The sequence below is a fragment of the Pseudomonas sp. GW821-FHT01A09 genome (genome assembly GCF_058986725.1).
In genome coordinates, this window is the sequence record NZ_JBYSWB010000014.1 from 150,025 (window position 1) to 165,164 (window position 15,140).

Sequence of the window (15,140 nt, forward strand, 5' to 3'; positions counted from 1 at the left end):
AGAGCAAGCTTTACTCCCCCAGGGCAAGCTGCACCTGAGCCGTACACCTGTGAGAGTAAGCTTCACTCCCACAGGGCAATGAACTGCACCTGAGCCGTACACCTGTGGGAGCAAGGCTTGCCTGCGAAGAGGCCAGTGGCCTCGCTATAAGTTTCGCGCCCTGAACGCGTTGCCCGCGTAACAAGACCCCGAGGTACCCCTGTTGAAACTGCCCGCCGATGACACCCTGCCAACATCCCCATCCACCACCCCGGCCCAGGCCGATCCATGGCGCCAGCTGCGCGACCTCACCGCAGCGCGTATCGCCCTTGGCCGCGCCGGCACCAGCTTGCCCACCAGCGCCCAGTTGGACTTTCAATTCGCCCATGCCCAGGCCCGCGACGCCGTACACCTGCCGTTCGACGGCGCGGCGCTGGCAAGCAAACTGGCCGAGCGCAACCGCGAGTGCCTGACCCTGCACAGCGCCGCCGCCGACCGCCACATTTACCTGCAGCGCCCTGACCTGGGCCGTCGACTGGATGACGACTCGGCGGCGCTGCTGGATGCCCATGCTCAAAGCCATCCCCAAGGCTACGACGTCGCCGTGGTGATCGCCGATGGCCTGTCGGCGCTGGCGGTCGATCGCCACAGCCTGGCGATGCTGCAACGTATCGACGAGCAGGCCGCCGCCGAGGGCTGGAGCCTGGCGCCGGTGACCCTGGTGAGCCAGGGGCGGGTCGCGGTGGCGGACGAAGTGGCGCAGCGCCTCAAGGCACGCATGGTGGTGATCCTCATCGGCGAGCGGCCCGGGCTCAGCTCGCCGGACAGCCTGGGGCTGTACTTCACCTACGCGCCCCGGGTCGGATTGACCGATGCGGCCCGCAACTGCATTTCCAACGTGCGGCTCGAAGGCATGAGCTACGCCATGGCCGCGCACAAGTTGCTGTACCTGATGCGCGAAGCCTGCGTGCGGCAACTGTCGGGCGTGAGCCTCAAGGATGAAGCCCAGGTGCCATTGCTGGAGGCGGGCGAGGGCGCGCGGCCAGGCAATTTCCTCCTCGCGGGCAGCGACGACAAGGCCTAGGCATCGCGCAACAGGTCGTGGGCGTTGAGCAGGGTGAAGGCGATTTCCGGGCGTTTCTCCAAGGCGCGACGAATGGCAGCGGGAATCGCCTGACGGGTCTTGCGGCACATGCCCGGCAGCTCATCGAGCTCGATACGGATGCCGCGCATGGTGCGCACTTCATTGGCGCCGGGGCCGACGTGCACGCGTAACCCCAACTGCTCGAACATGCGCTGCTGCAGGCGCTCCAGGTCCGCCAGGCTGTCGAGGTTTTCAAGGCGCTCGAGCAGGCGTTTCTCTTCCTGGCGGGTCAGCAGCAGAATCCGCAGGTCGGCCTGTGGCAACGCCTGCAGCCGTTCGCGCTCGCAAATGCAGGCACCGGGAGGGCAGGGTTGGCGCAGCGGGGGGGACGGGTTCATGGGGTCAGATCATAGCCTTGGTCAGGGATCTTGCCTACCGAGCACCTTTATCGGTGCCGGCCTCTTCGCGGGCAAGCCTCGCTCCCACAGACCAGCAGTGCCCGAGGCTTACTCCTGTGGGAGATCAGCAGTGCCCGAGGCTTACTCCTGTGGGAGCTGGGCTTGCCCGCGAAGGGGCCAGTGCAGGCAAAACACCCGTTCAGCGCGCACAGGTGAAACCTGACGGCGCCTGAGGTAACCTAGCCGACCCTCTGTATCCTGCCGTATTGAAGGCCCCTTGCCGTTGAGTCCACATTCCGATCCCTACGCCGAGCGCGATGAACACATGCTGGAATGGTCGCGTCAGTGGCTGCTCGAAGGCGATATCGTGCGCTGCCCCTATTGCCACAACTACCAGCCTCTGAGCCGCGGTCACCGGGCGTTCGTGCATGAGGACCAGTGCAAGGGCGCCAGCTTCAGCGAGCAGTACCCCTGGCGCTGGCTGGCGTGGAATCTGCGCGCGCTCTAGCACCTCGCCAACGACCTGCTGCTGCGCCTTGAACCCTCCGGCCCCAAGTGCGGTCTATGGCAAGTGGCTACCGTTGGGCAATGCACCCGGCGATACCTCCATATTGTGAAGTTGCAGTTGATTGGCGCCATAATGACGCCACTCTCCTGCGTTTGATTTATAGTGTCGCGCGCCTTGTGCCGGCATCTATTCAACCCGACGATCAAACTGCCCCATGACCGAACCCTGTCCCTGGATCATTTGTGAACACTGCGACGCGGTCTATGCGCCGGTGTCACTGCTCAGCGGGCAGAAATCCTTGTGCCAGCGCTGCGGTGGGGTGCTGGAGCGCGGCCATGGCCTGAGCATCCAGCAGCTGTTCGCACTGTCGATCACGGCGCTGATCCTGTTTCTGTTCGCCAATATCTTTCCGGTGATCTCCATCAGCCTCAAGGGGCTGTCCAACGCCGCGACGCTGTGGCAATCGGTAGAGGCTCTGGCGCAAGGGCAGATCAGCCTGATCGCGGCGGTGGCCGGCTTGTGCATCATCCTCGCGCCGGGTATGCAGATCGTCCTGCTATGCTGGGTGCTCAGCTATGCCAACGTCGGTCTGCGCGCCCCCGGATTCAAGGCTTGCATGCGCACCCTCGAGCAACTGCGCCCCTGGAGCATGCTCGAGGTATGTCTGCTGGGCATTCTGGTGGCTATCGTCAAGCTCGGTGGCATGCTCAGCGTGCACCCCGGCCTGGGCCTGTGGGCGCTGGCCATGCTCACCGTGCTGATCATCCTGATCTCCGGCAAGAGCATTCGACGCCTATGGACAGAGCTCGAGGACAGCGATTGACCAGTCATCCGCCCACCGCCGACGCCCTCGGCCTGACCCTGTGCCATACCTGCGGCCTGGCCTGTGCCCAGGGCACCCATCGTTGTCCGCGCTGCGACGCCAGCGTGCATCGGCGCAAGCCCAACAGCCTGGCGCGCACCTGGGCATTGCTGCTGGCCAGCATGATTTTCTATATTCCCGCCAATCTGCTGCCGGTGATGTACACCGACCTGTTCGGCAGCGGCGCCGAGAACACCATCATGAGCGGGGTGATCGAGTTCTGGCAGGGCGGGTCCTGGGACATCGCCGTGTTGATTTTCGTCGCCAGCGTGGCGGTGCCCTGCATCAAGTTTCTGGTCCTCGGCACCCTGCTGGTGACCGCCCAGCGCCGCAGCCAGTGGGCCATGCGCGAGCGTTCGCGGCTGTATCGTTTCGTCGAGCTGATCGGCTACTGGTCGATGCTCGACGTGCTGGTGGTGGCGCTGGTGGCGGCGCTGGTGCAGTTCCGTTCGCTGAGCACCATCGAGCCGCGTCTGGGCATCCTGTTTTTCGGTTTCGTCGTTGTGCTGACCATGTTGGCAGCCATGAGTTTTGATCCCAGGCTGATCTGGGACGCAGAGGTTGAAGATGTCTGAACCCGTTGCTGATCCTTCCCGCACGCCGGGCACTCCCGACGTTCGTCGGCGTCGCTTCAACGTATCGCTGGTGTGGCTGGTGCCTATAGTCGCCGCCGTGATCGGCCTGTCGATGGTGATCCATAACTCCTTGTCGGCCGGCCCGAAGATCACCGTCAGTTTCGAGACGGCCGAAGGCCTGGAAGCCAACAAGACGCAGGTCAAGTACAAGAACGTGGTGATCGGCCAGGTCACGGCCATCGCCCTGAGCGACGACCGCAACCGGGTGGTGGCAACCATCGAACTCAAGGATTCGGCCAAGTCCTTCACCACCGAAGATTCGCGCTTCTGGGTGGTGCGCCCGCGCATCGGCGCTCAGGGCATCTCCGGCGTCGATACCTTGCTGTCGGGGGCCTTTATCAGTGCCGACCCGGGCGCCTCGAAAAATACCCGCAGCGATTTCCGCGGTCTCGAAACGCCGCCGCCGATCACCTATGGCCAACGCGGCAAGCGCTTCACGCTGCATGCCGACGACCTCGGTTCGCTGGATATCGGCTCGCCGGTCTACTACCGGCGCATCCAGGTCGGGCAGGTGGTGCAGGTGGGGTTGAGCGAGGACGGCAAGGGCGTCGACATCGAGCTGTTCGTCAACTCGCCCAACGATGAATTCGTCACCACCAATACCCGGTTCTGGAACGCCAGTGGGGTGGACATCAGCCTTGGCGCCGATGGCCTGAAGGTCAACACCCAATCGGTGTCCTCGATCGTGTCCGGTGGCGTGGCATTCGTCGAGCCCAAGTACAACCCGGAGCAGAAGCAGGCGCCGGAGATGACCAAGTTCAACCTGTTCGCCGATCAGCAAAGCGCCCTGGCGCCACCCGATGGCACGCCGCGATACATCCGCATGCGCTTCGACCAATCGTTGCGCGGCCTGGCGGTTGGTTCCCAGGTCGAATTCCTGGGGGTGAACCTGGGACGCGTGGTGTCCATCGACCTCGACTACGACGAAAAGACCCAGACTTTCCCGACCATGGTCGGCGCGGTGATCTTCCCGGATCGCCTGGGCAAGGCCAACGACAAGCTGACGCAGATCGCCGGTAAGGGCAACGAGGACGCGCAGGCAGCGAAAATGCTCTCCGAATTCGTCAAGCATGGTCTGCGCGCTCAGGCCCGCACCGGCAACCTGCTGACCGGGCAGTTGTATATCTCCCTGGCGTTCCTGCCCAAGGTGCCGCCAGTGACCTTCGACATGTCGGCGCGGCCGCTGGAGATTCCTACCGCACCGGGCAGCTTCGACAAGTTGCAGGAGCAACTGCAGGCGATCGTCGACAAGGTCAGCAAGCTGCCGATCGATCAGATTGCCGACAACCTCAATGGCAGCCTCGCCGAGATGCACAAGTCCTTAAGCCGCTTTAATGGGCAGGTGCTGCCGGAGCTGACCGACACCATGGCGCAGACCCGCAAGACCATGGCCGCCGCCGCCGACACCCTGGGTGAGGATTCGCCGCAGCGTCAGCAGTTCGGCCAGGCCATGGATGAAGTGCAACGTACCGTGCGATCGGTGCGGGTACTGACCGACTTCCTCGGCCGCCACCCGGAATCGCTGATTCGCGGACGGGTGAGCGAGGGCTCGCCGGATGCCTATCGCTCCAGCGGTTCGTCTTCTCGTGATATTCAGTTGGAAACCAAACCATGATGCTGCGCTATCTGCTGCTGGGCACAACGCTGGGACTGGCGGCCTGCTCGACGACCGTCACGAACTACTACACCTTGGTCCCTACCACCGAATCGGTGCCAAGGCCGGCGGCGCCTGCGGACTTTCAGTTCGAACTGCTGACGGTGCGGGTGCCGGTGCAGGTCGACCAGCCGCAAATGGTGGTGCGTCAGGATCAGGGGCGTCTGGCGATTCTCGACAATGAGCGTTGGGGCGCGCCGTTGGCGGATGAATTCCACGATGCGCTGGCGGCTCAGCTGGAGCGCCAGCTAGGCGTTCGCGATCTTTCGGGCCTGCCGAAAAACGCCGGGCAACCGGTGGTATCGTTGCAGGCCGACGTACGCCGCTTCGACAGCGTGCCGGGGCGCTATGCGCTGGTGGACATGGTCTGGAGCCTGACCCGCCGAGCCGATGACGGCAGCAAACGCCCGACCCTGACCTGCGCCACCGTGGTCAAGCGTGACGCAGGTGTGGCGTTGAACAGCCTGGTGCTTGCGCATCAGCAGGCGATCGCCGAACTGGCGGTGCGCATCGGCGCCACGGCGCGGCAGTGGGCGGATAATCCTGCCATCGGTTGCCCGAACTGATCCTGGCCGGAACCTGTAGCGAGGGGGCTTGCCCCCGATACTCGTGGGCAGCGACGAATCTGGTGCTGACAGTGTTTTTCGGGGGCAAGCCCCCTCGCACCATACGCGCCAGCCGCCAGATGACCTGCGCCACCCCCTCCATATTTCCTGCACAATTCTTCCCTAATCTCCATCCTGTTCGCGGGCCGTGCGTGCTGTCCGCCTCGTATTTCAGCCTTGCAGAAGTGTACCAATGACCCAAACCCCGGCTGCCCGTTCTCGCTCCCGCAAACCCCTGATCCTCACTCTGCTGTGCATTGCCGTGCTCGGTGGGGCCTACATGGTCTACAAGCATTCATCGGGCCCGGAGTCGGCCCCGGCTGAAGCGGGCCGTGGAGCTCATCGCGGCGCCGGCGGGCCGGGCATGGGTATGGGCATGAACGCCAGCATCAGCGTCGCCACCGGCCAGGCCGGGCTGGCCGATGTGCCGGTGATCCAGCAAGCGCTCGGTACGGTCATCCCGAACTATTCGGTGACGGTCACCAGCCGCGTCGACGGCGAGCTGCAAGCGGTGTATTTCACCGAAGGCCAGTACGTGAAAAAGGGCCAGTTGCTGGCGCAGATCGACCCCCGTGCCTATCAGGCGACCCTGGATCAGTACAAGGGCGCGCTGGAAGAAAACAACGCGCTGCTCAAGAGCGCGCAGCTCACCGTCGAACGCTACAAGCGCCTGTACGCCAAGGACTCCCTGGCCAAGCAGGACCTCGACACCCAGGTCGCCACCGTCGGCCAGTACGCTGGCGCGGCGAAGACCGACCAGGCGCAGATCGACGCCGCCAAGCTCAACCTGCAATACGCGCGGATCGTCTCGCCCATCGATGGCTACGTCGGCCTGCGCCTGGTGGACCCGGGCAATATCGTCCAGGCCGGCAGCACCACCGGCATCGTCACCGTGACCCAGACCAACCCCATCGCCGTGACCTTCAGCCTGCCTCAGGCGCAACTTGCCAGCCTGCTGCCCAAGGTGCGGCAGGGCCAGGCGCTGGGTGTGCAGGCCATGGATCAACTTGGTACCGCGGTGCTGGCGACCGGCACACTGAAGTTCATCAGCAACGAAATCGATACCAACACCGGCAGCATCAAGCTCAAGGCGGTGTTCGACAACCCGGACGAGAAGCTTTACCCCAATCAGTTCGTCAACGTTAAGCTGCAGACCGACACCCTCAAGGACGCCGTGGTCATCCCATCGGCAGCGGTGCAGTTGAGTTCGGGCGGACACTTCGTCTATGTGGTCAAGGATGGCAAGGCCAACCGCAAGGCGGTGCAGGTCGGGCCGAACATCGATGAGCGCACGGTGATCACCGACGGCATCGCCAATGGCGATCAGGTGGTCACCCGTGGCATCGACCATCTGCGCGATGGCGCGGCGGTGGAGATCGAACAACCCGCCGCTGCCACCAAGACGGCAGGCGTCCAAGCCCCATGAATCCATCACGGCTGTTTATCGAGCGCCCGGTGGCCACGGTGCTGCTGATGGTCGCGGTGCTACTGTCGGGTATTTTCGCCTATCGCTTGCTGTCGACCTCGGCATTGCCGGAGGTCGACTACCCGACCATTCAGGTCTCGACCCTTTATCCAGGGGCCAGCTCCAACGTGCTGGCCTCGGCGGTGACCGCGCCGCTGGAGCGGCAGCTCGGGCAGATGTCCGGGCTGTCGCAGATGTACTCGGTGAGTTCGGCTGGCTCCTCGGTGATCACCCTGAAATTCTCCCTGGACCTGTCGCTGGACGTCGCCGAGCAGGAAGTCCAGGCCGCCATCAACGCCGCCGACAGCTTGCTGCCTACCGACTTGCCCAACCCGCCCACCTACAAGAAGGTCAACCCCGCCGACACTGCGGTGCTGACCATCGCCGCGACCTCGGACAGCCTGCCGCTGACCCGCGTGCAGGATCTGGTCAATACCCGCGTGGCACTCAAGCTGTCGCAGATTTCCGGCGTCGGCCTGGTCAGCCTGGCCGGTGGCCAACAGCCGGCGGTCAAGATCGAAGTCAACCCGGTAGCGCTCGCCGCCCACGGCCTGACGCTCGAGGACGTCTACACCAAGGTCAACGCCGCCAACGTCAACGGCTCCAAGGGCGGCTTCGACGGCCCGGCGCACTCGATCACCATCGATGCCAACGACCAACTGCGCGACGCCTCGGAATACGGCGAGCTGGTGCTGGCCTACGAGAACGGCGCGGCGCTGCGCCTCAAGGACATCGCCACCACCGCCGAGGCGCCGCAGGATCAATACCTGTCAGCCACGGCCAACGGCCAGCCGGCGATCGTCGTCAACGTGCAGCGCCAGCCCGGGGCCAACGTCATCGACGTGGTGGACAGCATCAAGGCGCAACTGCCGACGCTGCAAAAGGCCTTGCCCGACTCGGTGCAACTGGCGGTGATCAACGACCGCACGCAAACCATCCGCGCCTCGATCAAGGACGTGCAGATCGAGCTGATGCTGTCCATCGGCCTGGTGGTGCTGGTGACCTTCGTGTTCCTCGGCAACCTCACCGCCACCCTGATCCCCAGCGTCGCCGTGCCGCTGTCGCTGGTGGGCACCTTCGGGGTGATGTACCTGGCGGGCTTCAGCCTCAACAACCTGACCCTGATGGCGTTGACCATTGCCACCGGCTTCGTGATCGACGATGCCATCGTCGTGGTCGAGAACATCTCCAGGCACCTGGAGGAGGGCGAGACGCCCATGCAGGCGGCGCTCAAGGGCTCCCAGGAAATCGGCTTCACCATCATCTCGCTGACTGTGTCGCTGATCGCGGTGCTGATCCCGCTGCTGTTCATGGGCGATGTGGTCGGCCGCCTGTTTCGCGAGTTCGCCATTACCTTGGCGGTGGCGATTCTCGTGTCGATGGTCATCTCCCTGACACTCACGCCGATGCTCTGCGCACACCTGCTGCGGCATGTCGAAAAAAGCCAGCAGAGCCGCTTTGCCGCCTGGGGCGATCGTCAGTACCAGCGCGTGCTCGATGGCTATGACCGCGGCCTGCTGTGGGTGCTCGACCACCAACGCCTGACGCTGCTGGTGGCCGTGGGCACCGTGGCGCTGACGGCGTTGCTTTACCTCATCGTGCCCAAGGGCTTCTTCCCGCCCGAAGACACTGGTTTGTTGCAGGGTTTCACCCGTGCTTCCCAGGACGTATCGTTCAGTGAAATGGCCCGCCGTCAGCAGGCGATGGTCGATGTGGTACGCCAGGACCCGGCCGTGCAGTCGGTGTCCTCGACCATCGGCGTCGACGGCACCAACGCCTCCCTCAACAACGGCCGCTTGCAGATCGAACTCAAGCCGTTCGACGAGCGCAGCGACACCGCCGACGCGATCATCAAGCGCTTGCAGCAGTCCACCGCCAGCGTCGCCGGCATGCAACTGAACCTCACCAGCTCCCAGGACCTGACGGTGGACGATCAACTGACGCCCAGCCAGTATCAGTTCACTCTGGACGACGCCGACAGCGCCAACCTGACGGCCTTGATCCCCAAGCTGATGGCCAGGTTGCAGAACCGCCCGGAGCTGCGTGACGTCATCGACAACCTCGAAGACCAGGGCCTGGTGGCCTATGTCGAGCTGGATCGAGCCGCAGCGATGCGCTACGGCATCACCGCGTCGGACGTCGACACGGCGCTGTACAACGCCTTTGGTCAGCGGCTGATCTCGACCATCTTCACTCAGTCCAACCAGTACCGCGTGGTGCTGCAGGTGCCGGGGCGGTTCCAGAACTCCATGGAAGCCTTCGACCAGATTTATCTGGCGGCGGCCAGCTCATCGAGCACCACCAGCACGAGCACCACCGGGACCTCGAGCAGCAGTTCGAGCAGCACCACGACCGCTAGCTCGACCAACAGCACCACCCCGACTTCCATGGTGCGCCTGACCGACATCGCCAAGGTCGGCCAGCGTACCGGCGCCTTGAGCCTGGCGCGGCTGGACCAGTTCCCGGCGGTGACGCTGTCGTTCAACCTGGCCGACGGTTACTCGCTGGAGCAGGCGCAGCAGGCGATCACCAGCGTGATGACCGAGCTGCAGGCGCCGACCAGCATCACCTTGCGCTATCAAGGTGCCGCGGCGGCCTTCCAGGCCGCCACCGGCAACACCCTGTGGCTGATCCTCGCCGCGCTAGTGACCATGTACATCGTCCTGGGCATGCTCTACGAGAGCTTCATCCACCCGGTGACCATCCTCTCGACCTTGCCCTCGGCGGCCATCGGCGCGTTGCTGGCGCTGCTGCTGTGCGGCACCGAGTTCAGCCTGATCGCCTTGATCGGGGTGATCCTGCTGATCGGTATCGTCAAGAAGAACGCCATCATGATGATCGACTTCGCCCTCGAAGGCCGCCAGCACCAGCGCCTGAGTGCCCGCGAGGCGATCCATCGCGCTTGCCTGCTGCGCTTGCGGCCGATTCTGATGACCACGCTGGCGGCGCTGTTCGGTGCCTTGCCGTTGATGCTCGCCACCGGTGCCGGGGCCGAATTGCGCCGGCCGCTGGGGTTGGTGATCGTCGGCGGTTTGCTGCTGAGTCAGTTGCTGACGCTGTTCACCACGCCGGTCATCTATCTGCTGTTCGATGGTCTGTCGGAACGTGCCCGCGCGCGCTTCGGGCGACGCGCTGAGCCGGGCAGGACCACGCCGTGAGTCGCGCGCTGAACCTGTCGCGGTTCTTTATCCGGCGACCCGTGGCGACCTTGCTGCTGAGCCTGAGCATCACCCTGGCCGGGGTGCTCGGCTTCATTCTGCTGCCGGTGGCGCCGCTGCCGCAGGTCGATTACCCCACTGTGATCGTCAGCGCCAGCCTGCCTGGCGCCAGCCCGGAAACCATGGCCGCCACGGTGGCCACGCCTCTGGAGCGCAGCCTGGGCACCATCGCCGGCATTACCGAGATGACCTCCAGCAGCGGCCAGGGCTCCACCAATCTGGTGCTGCAGTTCGGCCTGGATCGCGACATCAACGGCGCCGCGCGGGACGTGCAAGCGGCGATCAACGCCTCGCGCAGCCTGCTGCCCAGCTCGATGCCGTCGTTGCCGACCTACCGCAAGGCCAACCCGTCGGACGCGCCGATCATCATGCTGGCCCTGACCTCGGCCACCCGCAGCCGCGGCGAGCTCTACGACCTGGCCTACAGCACCCTGCAACAGAAGATCGCGCAGGTCACCGGCGTCGGCGAAGTGTCGGTGCGCGGCGGTTCGCTGCCCGCCGTGCGCATCGATCTGCAACCGCAGCAGCTGGCCCACGCCGGCATCTCGCTGGACACCGTGCGCACGGCCATCAACAACGCCACCAAGGCCAAGCCCAAGGGCATCCTGCAGGGCGACGGCCAGCACTGGATGATCGACAGCAACGACCAGCTCGACCAGGCCGACCAGTACCGCGCGCTGGTGGTCAGCTATCAGGATGGCGCCGCCGTGCACCTGGGCGATGTCGCCAGTGTCTACGATTCGGTGGAGGACACCTTCGTTGGTGGCTACTTCAATGGCCAGCCGTCCGTGACCCTGGGCGTGACGCGCTCGGCCGGGGCCAACATGCTGCAGACCATCGACAGCATCAAGGCGCTGATGCCGCAATTGCAGGCCATGGTGCCGGGCGATGTGCAGCTGGCGACCATGATCGATCGCTCGAGCACGGTGCGTTCGTCCCTGCACGACACCGAGGAAACCCTGCTGATCGCCGTACTGCTGGTGATCGTGGTGGTCTTCGTGTTTCTGCGTAACGCCCGGGCGACGCTGATCCCTGCGGTGGTGCTGCCGGTGTCGCTGATCGGCACCTGCGCGGTGATGTACCTGGCGGGCTACAGCCTGGACAACCTGTCGCTGATGGCGTTGATCATCTGCACCGGTTTTGTGGTGGACGATGCCATCGTCGTGCTCGAGAACATCGCGCGCTACCAGGAGCGGGGCATGCGTCCGTTGCGCGCTGCGCTGATGGGCACCCGCGAAGTGGGCTTTACCGTGCTGTCGATGACGGTGTCGCTGATCGCGGTGTTCATTCCGATTCTGCTGATGGGCGATATCGTCGGCCGGCTGTTCCGTGAATTCGCCGTGACCCTGAGTGTGGCCTTGGTGCTGTCGATGGTGGTGTCGCTGACCCTGACCCCGGTGCTGTGCGTGCTGGTGTTGCGTCAGCCCGATCATCACAAGCCGGTGCCACGCCTGTACCAGCGGGTCGAGCGTGGCTTGCAGGCGTTGCAGGACGCCTACCTGGCGGCCCTGGTGTGGGTCATGCGCCACCGCTTGCTGACGCTGTTCAGCCTGCTGCTGACAGTGATACTCACCGTCTACCTTTACGCCACGGTGCAGAAGGGCTTCTTCCCGGCTCAGGACACCGGCGTGCTGATGGGCGCCGTGCGGGGTGATCAGAACACCTCGTTCCAGGCCCTGCAGCCGCAGCTGGTGAAAATCGCCAAGGCCATCGCTGCCGATCCGGACGTCGAGGCGGTCAACACCTCTACCGGCAGCGGCGGCTTTGGTGCGCGCAACACCGGGATGTTCTTCATCCGTCTCAAGGATTACAAGCTGCGCCGCGATACTGCTCAGGTGATTGCCAATCGCTTGAGCATGGCCAACAGCAAGACCGCGGGTATCCAGGTGTTCATGATGCCCGCCGAAGACATCCACATCGGCGGACGCAGCGCCAACGCCACCTATCAGTTCAGCGTGCGTGCCGATGATCTGGATGTGTTGCGGCTGTGGACGCCCAAGGTCGAAGCGGCGTTGCGCAGCCTGCCGCAGCTGACCGGCATCGACTCCGATTCGCAGACCGGCGGTCAGGAGATCAAGCTGCATATCGATCGCGCCGCCGCCAGCCGCCTGGGGGTGAGCACCAGCGATATCGACGACCTGCTCAATAACGCTTTCAGCCAGCGCCAGGTGGCCACCCTGTACAAGACCATGAACCAGTATCACGTGATCATGGGGCTGGACCCGGCCTACACCCAGGACCCGAGCATGTTGGCGCGCATGTACGTGGTCAACACGCAACAGCAGCAGATCCCGCTGACCGCCTTCGCCGGGTTCAGCCCGGACAACGCGCCGCTGTCGGTGGCGCACCAGGGCCAGTCGGCGACCAGCACGGTGGCCTTCAACCTGGCTGACGGTGTGTCGCTGGAGCAAGCCACTGCCGCCATCGACGCCGCCATCGACAAGCTCGGCATGCCCCGTGATGTGCAGGTGGGGTTCGCTGGCACCGCGCAAGCCTTCGCGGCCTTGGCCAAGAGCATGCCGTGGCTGATTCTTGCGGCGCTGCTGGCGGTGTATATCGTCCTCGGTGTGCTGTACGAGAGCTACGTGCACCCCTTGACCATTCTTTCGACCTTGCCATCGGCCGGGGTCGGTGCGCTGTTGCTGATGAAGGTCACCAACATGCAGCTGACGGTGATCGCGCTGATCGGCATCTTGCTGTTGATCGGCATCGTCAAGAAGAACGCCATCATGATGATCGACTTCGCCCTGATGGCCGAGCGCGAGCAGGGCCTGAGCCCGGAGCAAGCGATCATCGAGGCCTGCCGCATGCGCCTGCGGCCGATCCTGATGACCACTCTGGCAGCGTTTTTCGGTGCCTTGCCAATGGCGCTGGGCAGCGGTGGCGACGCCGACCTGCGTAAACCCATGGGCATGGCGATCGCTGGCGGCCTGGCCCTGAGTCAGTTGCTGACGCTGTTCACGACCCCCGTGGTGTATCTGTATCTCGACCGCCTGAGCCGTGCCACCCGGCAGCTGTGGCATACCCGTATTCGCCGCACGCACGCCGCCGGCTGATTGACTGAAAAAGGTTATCGCATGAATGTTTTCAAGCCGTCCCGTCTGTGTTGTGCCCTGGCTCTGGCAGGCGTGATGAGTGGCTGCATGGTCGGTCCGGACTACCAGCGCCCCAGCGCCCCGGTGTCGGTGGCGTTCAAGGAAGCCGCCGGCTGGAAGGCCGCCAGCCCTCAGGATGAATTGCCCAAGGGGCCGTGGTGGGCGCTGTATCAGGACCCACAGCTGAACGCGCTGGTGGCTCAGGTGCAGCTCGACAACCAGAACGTCGCTCAGTATGCGGCGCAGTACCGTCAGGCGCTGGCGCTGGTGCGTGAATCGCGGGCCGAATTGCTGCCGACGGTGTCCGCTACCGGGGCGACGACACGCAGTGAAACGGGCACCGGTTCCAGCTCCACCAGTTCGACCAGCGCCGGTGGCCCGCGCAATGAACATTCGGCGACTTTGAGCCTGAGTTGGGAGGCCGATATCTGGGGCAAGCTGCGTCGCACCGTCGAGGAGGACCGCGCCAACGCCCAGGCCAGCGCCGCCGACCTGGCCAACGCCACGCTCAGCGCGCAGTCGTCGCTGGCTCAGGATTACTTCCAGCTGCGGATTCTGGACCGACGCATCGCGCTGTATCAGGACACCATCAAGGGCTACCAGCGCTACCTGCAGATCATTCAGAACAAGTACGACGAGAACATCGTCTCGCGCGCCGATCTGTCCACCGGCAAGACGCAGCTGCAAAGCGCCCAGGCGTCGATGCTCGACCTGCAATGGCAGCGCGCGCAGTACGAGCATGCTATCGCGCTGTTGATAGGCAAGGCGCCGGCGGATTTCAGCCTGGCGGCAGATGCCGGGTGGGATTACCACGTGCCTCAGGTGCCGTTGGGTGTGCCGAGCCGATTGCTGGAACGCCGTCCGGATATCGCTGCGGCGGAGCGGGCCATGGCGGCGTCCAATGCGGCCGTCGGTGTGGCCACGGCGGCCTATTATCCGGACCTGACCTTGAGTGCCAGTGGCGGCTATCAGAGCTCGACCATGAGCAACCTGTTCTCCCTGCCCAATCGCTTCTGGTCCATTGGCCCGAGCTTGACCGGCACGCTGCTGGACTTCGGCAAGACCAAGGCGACGGTCGAGCAGGCGAGGGCGGCCTATGATGCCTCGGTGGCGGCTTATCGCCAGACGGTGCTGACGGGCTTGGGCGAGGTTGAGGATTATCTGGTCGAGCTGCGTACGCTGGAGCCGGAATTGGTGGCGCGGCGTAATTCTGCCGAGGCTGCCGAGGATTCGGCGTCGGTCAGTCGCGATCAGTATGAAGCCGGGGTGATCGATTATCTGGACGTGGCGACGACCCAGGCCACCAGTCTTAGTGAACGGCAGACGTTATTGAGTTTGATTGGTACGCAGTTGGTGACCAGTGTGCAACTACAGGCGGCGTTGGGTGGGTCGTGGGAGGGTGCAAGCGCTGCGCGGTGATGGCTTTTGCGGGGGAGTGGATCGGCGGTGGTTCTGCTTTCGAGCCGGCCTTGGGGTCGCCGCCCCCACCATTGTCCCCTCGCTGGGGGGAGGGGTTCCCGCGTTCCGGCACGCTTGCGCGGGGCACGCCCCGATGGGCCTTCCATGGCCCAGCGGGGCTTGGCCGGCATCCATGCCGGCCATCCCCGCGCAAGCGTACCTCCACGCGGCCTGCTGAA

Annotated in this window: 11 protein-coding genes; 10 read left to right on the forward strand and 1 reads right to left on the reverse strand. The window is 64.5% G+C overall.

Going from position 1 to position 15,140, the window contains the following annotated elements; all coding sequences use genetic code 11:
• Positions 1–208: 208 nt before the first annotated feature.
• Positions 209–1,063, forward strand: coding sequence for an ethanolamine ammonia-lyase subunit EutC (eutC, locus tag AC3WJP_RS17410; RefSeq protein WP_493721946.1), 855 nt, complete (start codon positions 209–211; stop codon positions 1,061–1,063).
• On the opposite strand, the gene AC3WJP_RS17415 is transcribed toward eutC, so the two are convergent.
• Positions 1,060–1,461 carry a hypothetical protein gene (locus tag AC3WJP_RS17415; protein ID WP_493721817.1) on the reverse strand — a complete coding sequence of 134 codons (402 nt, stop codon included), beginning with the start codon at positions 1,459–1,461 and terminating at the stop codon, positions 1,060–1,062. The genes eutC and AC3WJP_RS17415 overlap by 4 nt on opposite strands.
• A 283-nt stretch (positions 1,462–1,744) precedes the next feature.
• Between AC3WJP_RS17415 and AC3WJP_RS17420 the strand changes: the two genes are divergently transcribed.
• From AC3WJP_RS17420 to AC3WJP_RS17460, 9 genes are all read left to right on the forward strand, one after another.
• Positions 1,745–1,969, forward strand: a complete 225-nt coding sequence (locus tag AC3WJP_RS17420; RefSeq protein WP_493721816.1) for a hypothetical protein — start codon at positions 1,745–1,747, stop codon at positions 1,967–1,969.
• Between the two features lie 214 nt (positions 1,970–2,183).
• Entirely contained in the window at positions 2,184–2,792 is a 609-nt protein-coding gene (locus AC3WJP_RS17425; protein ID WP_493721815.1) for a paraquat-inducible protein A, read from the forward strand.
• Positions 2,789–3,406 (forward strand): paraquat-inducible protein A, encoded by a 618-nt coding sequence (locus tag AC3WJP_RS17430; protein ID WP_493721814.1) that lies wholly within the window; start codon positions 2,789–2,791, stop codon positions 3,404–3,406. The genes AC3WJP_RS17425 and AC3WJP_RS17430 overlap by 4 nt, the downstream gene beginning before the upstream one ends.
• Entirely contained in the window at positions 3,399–5,081 is a 1,683-nt protein-coding gene (locus AC3WJP_RS17435) for a PqiB family protein (RefSeq protein WP_493721813.1), read from the forward strand. The genes AC3WJP_RS17430 and AC3WJP_RS17435 overlap by 8 nt, the downstream gene beginning before the upstream one ends.
• A complete protein-coding gene (locus AC3WJP_RS17440) occupies positions 5,078–5,686 on the forward strand; it encodes a PqiC family protein (RefSeq protein WP_493721812.1) in 609 nt (202 codons plus the stop codon). The genes AC3WJP_RS17435 and AC3WJP_RS17440 overlap by 4 nt, the downstream gene beginning before the upstream one ends.
• 232 nt (positions 5,687–5,918) lie before the next feature.
• Entirely contained in the window at positions 5,919–7,151 is a 1,233-nt protein-coding gene (locus AC3WJP_RS17445) for an efflux RND transporter periplasmic adaptor subunit (RefSeq protein WP_493721811.1), read from the forward strand.
• Positions 7,148–10,348, forward strand: coding sequence for an efflux RND transporter permease subunit (locus tag AC3WJP_RS17450; RefSeq protein WP_493721810.1), 3,201 nt, complete (start codon positions 7,148–7,150; stop codon positions 10,346–10,348). The genes AC3WJP_RS17445 and AC3WJP_RS17450 overlap by 4 nt, the downstream gene beginning before the upstream one ends.
• A gap of 8 nt (positions 10,349–10,356) precedes the next feature.
• Complete coding sequence (locus tag AC3WJP_RS17455) at positions 10,357–13,464, forward strand: efflux RND transporter permease subunit (protein ID WP_493721945.1); 3,108 nt, start codon at positions 10,357–10,359, stop codon at positions 13,462–13,464.
• A gap of 21 nt (positions 13,465–13,485) precedes the next feature.
• A complete protein-coding gene (locus AC3WJP_RS17460) occupies positions 13,486–14,922 on the forward strand; it encodes an efflux transporter outer membrane subunit (RefSeq protein WP_493721809.1) in 1,437 nt (478 codons plus the stop codon).
• Positions 14,923–15,140 lie beyond the last annotated feature (218 nt).

Excerpts from the sequence above, each read along its gene's own strand:
- AC3WJP_RS17425 (WP_493721815.1), top strand. The coding sequence starts at position 2,184 with ATGACCGAACCCTGTCCCTGGATCATTTGTGAACACTGCGACGCGGTC.
- AC3WJP_RS17460 (WP_493721809.1), top strand. The coding sequence starts at position 13,486 with ATGAATGTTTTCAAGCCGTCCCGTCTGTGTTGTGCCCTGGCTCTGGCA.
- AC3WJP_RS17435 (WP_493721813.1), top strand. The coding sequence starts at position 3,399 with ATGTCTGAACCCGTTGCTGATCCTTCCCGCACGCCGGGCACTCCCGAC.
- AC3WJP_RS17450 (WP_493721810.1), top strand. The coding sequence starts at position 7,148 with ATGAATCCATCACGGCTGTTTATCGAGCGCCCGGTGGCCACGGTGCTG.
- AC3WJP_RS17445 (WP_493721811.1), top strand. The coding sequence starts at position 5,919 with ATGACCCAAACCCCGGCTGCCCGTTCTCGCTCCCGCAAACCCCTGATC.
- AC3WJP_RS17415 (WP_493721817.1), bottom strand. The coding sequence starts at position 1,461 with ATGAACCCGTCCCCCCCGCTGCGCCAACCCTGCCCTCCCGGTGCCTGC.
- AC3WJP_RS17440 (WP_493721812.1), top strand. The coding sequence starts at position 5,078 with ATGATGCTGCGCTATCTGCTGCTGGGCACAACGCTGGGACTGGCGGCC.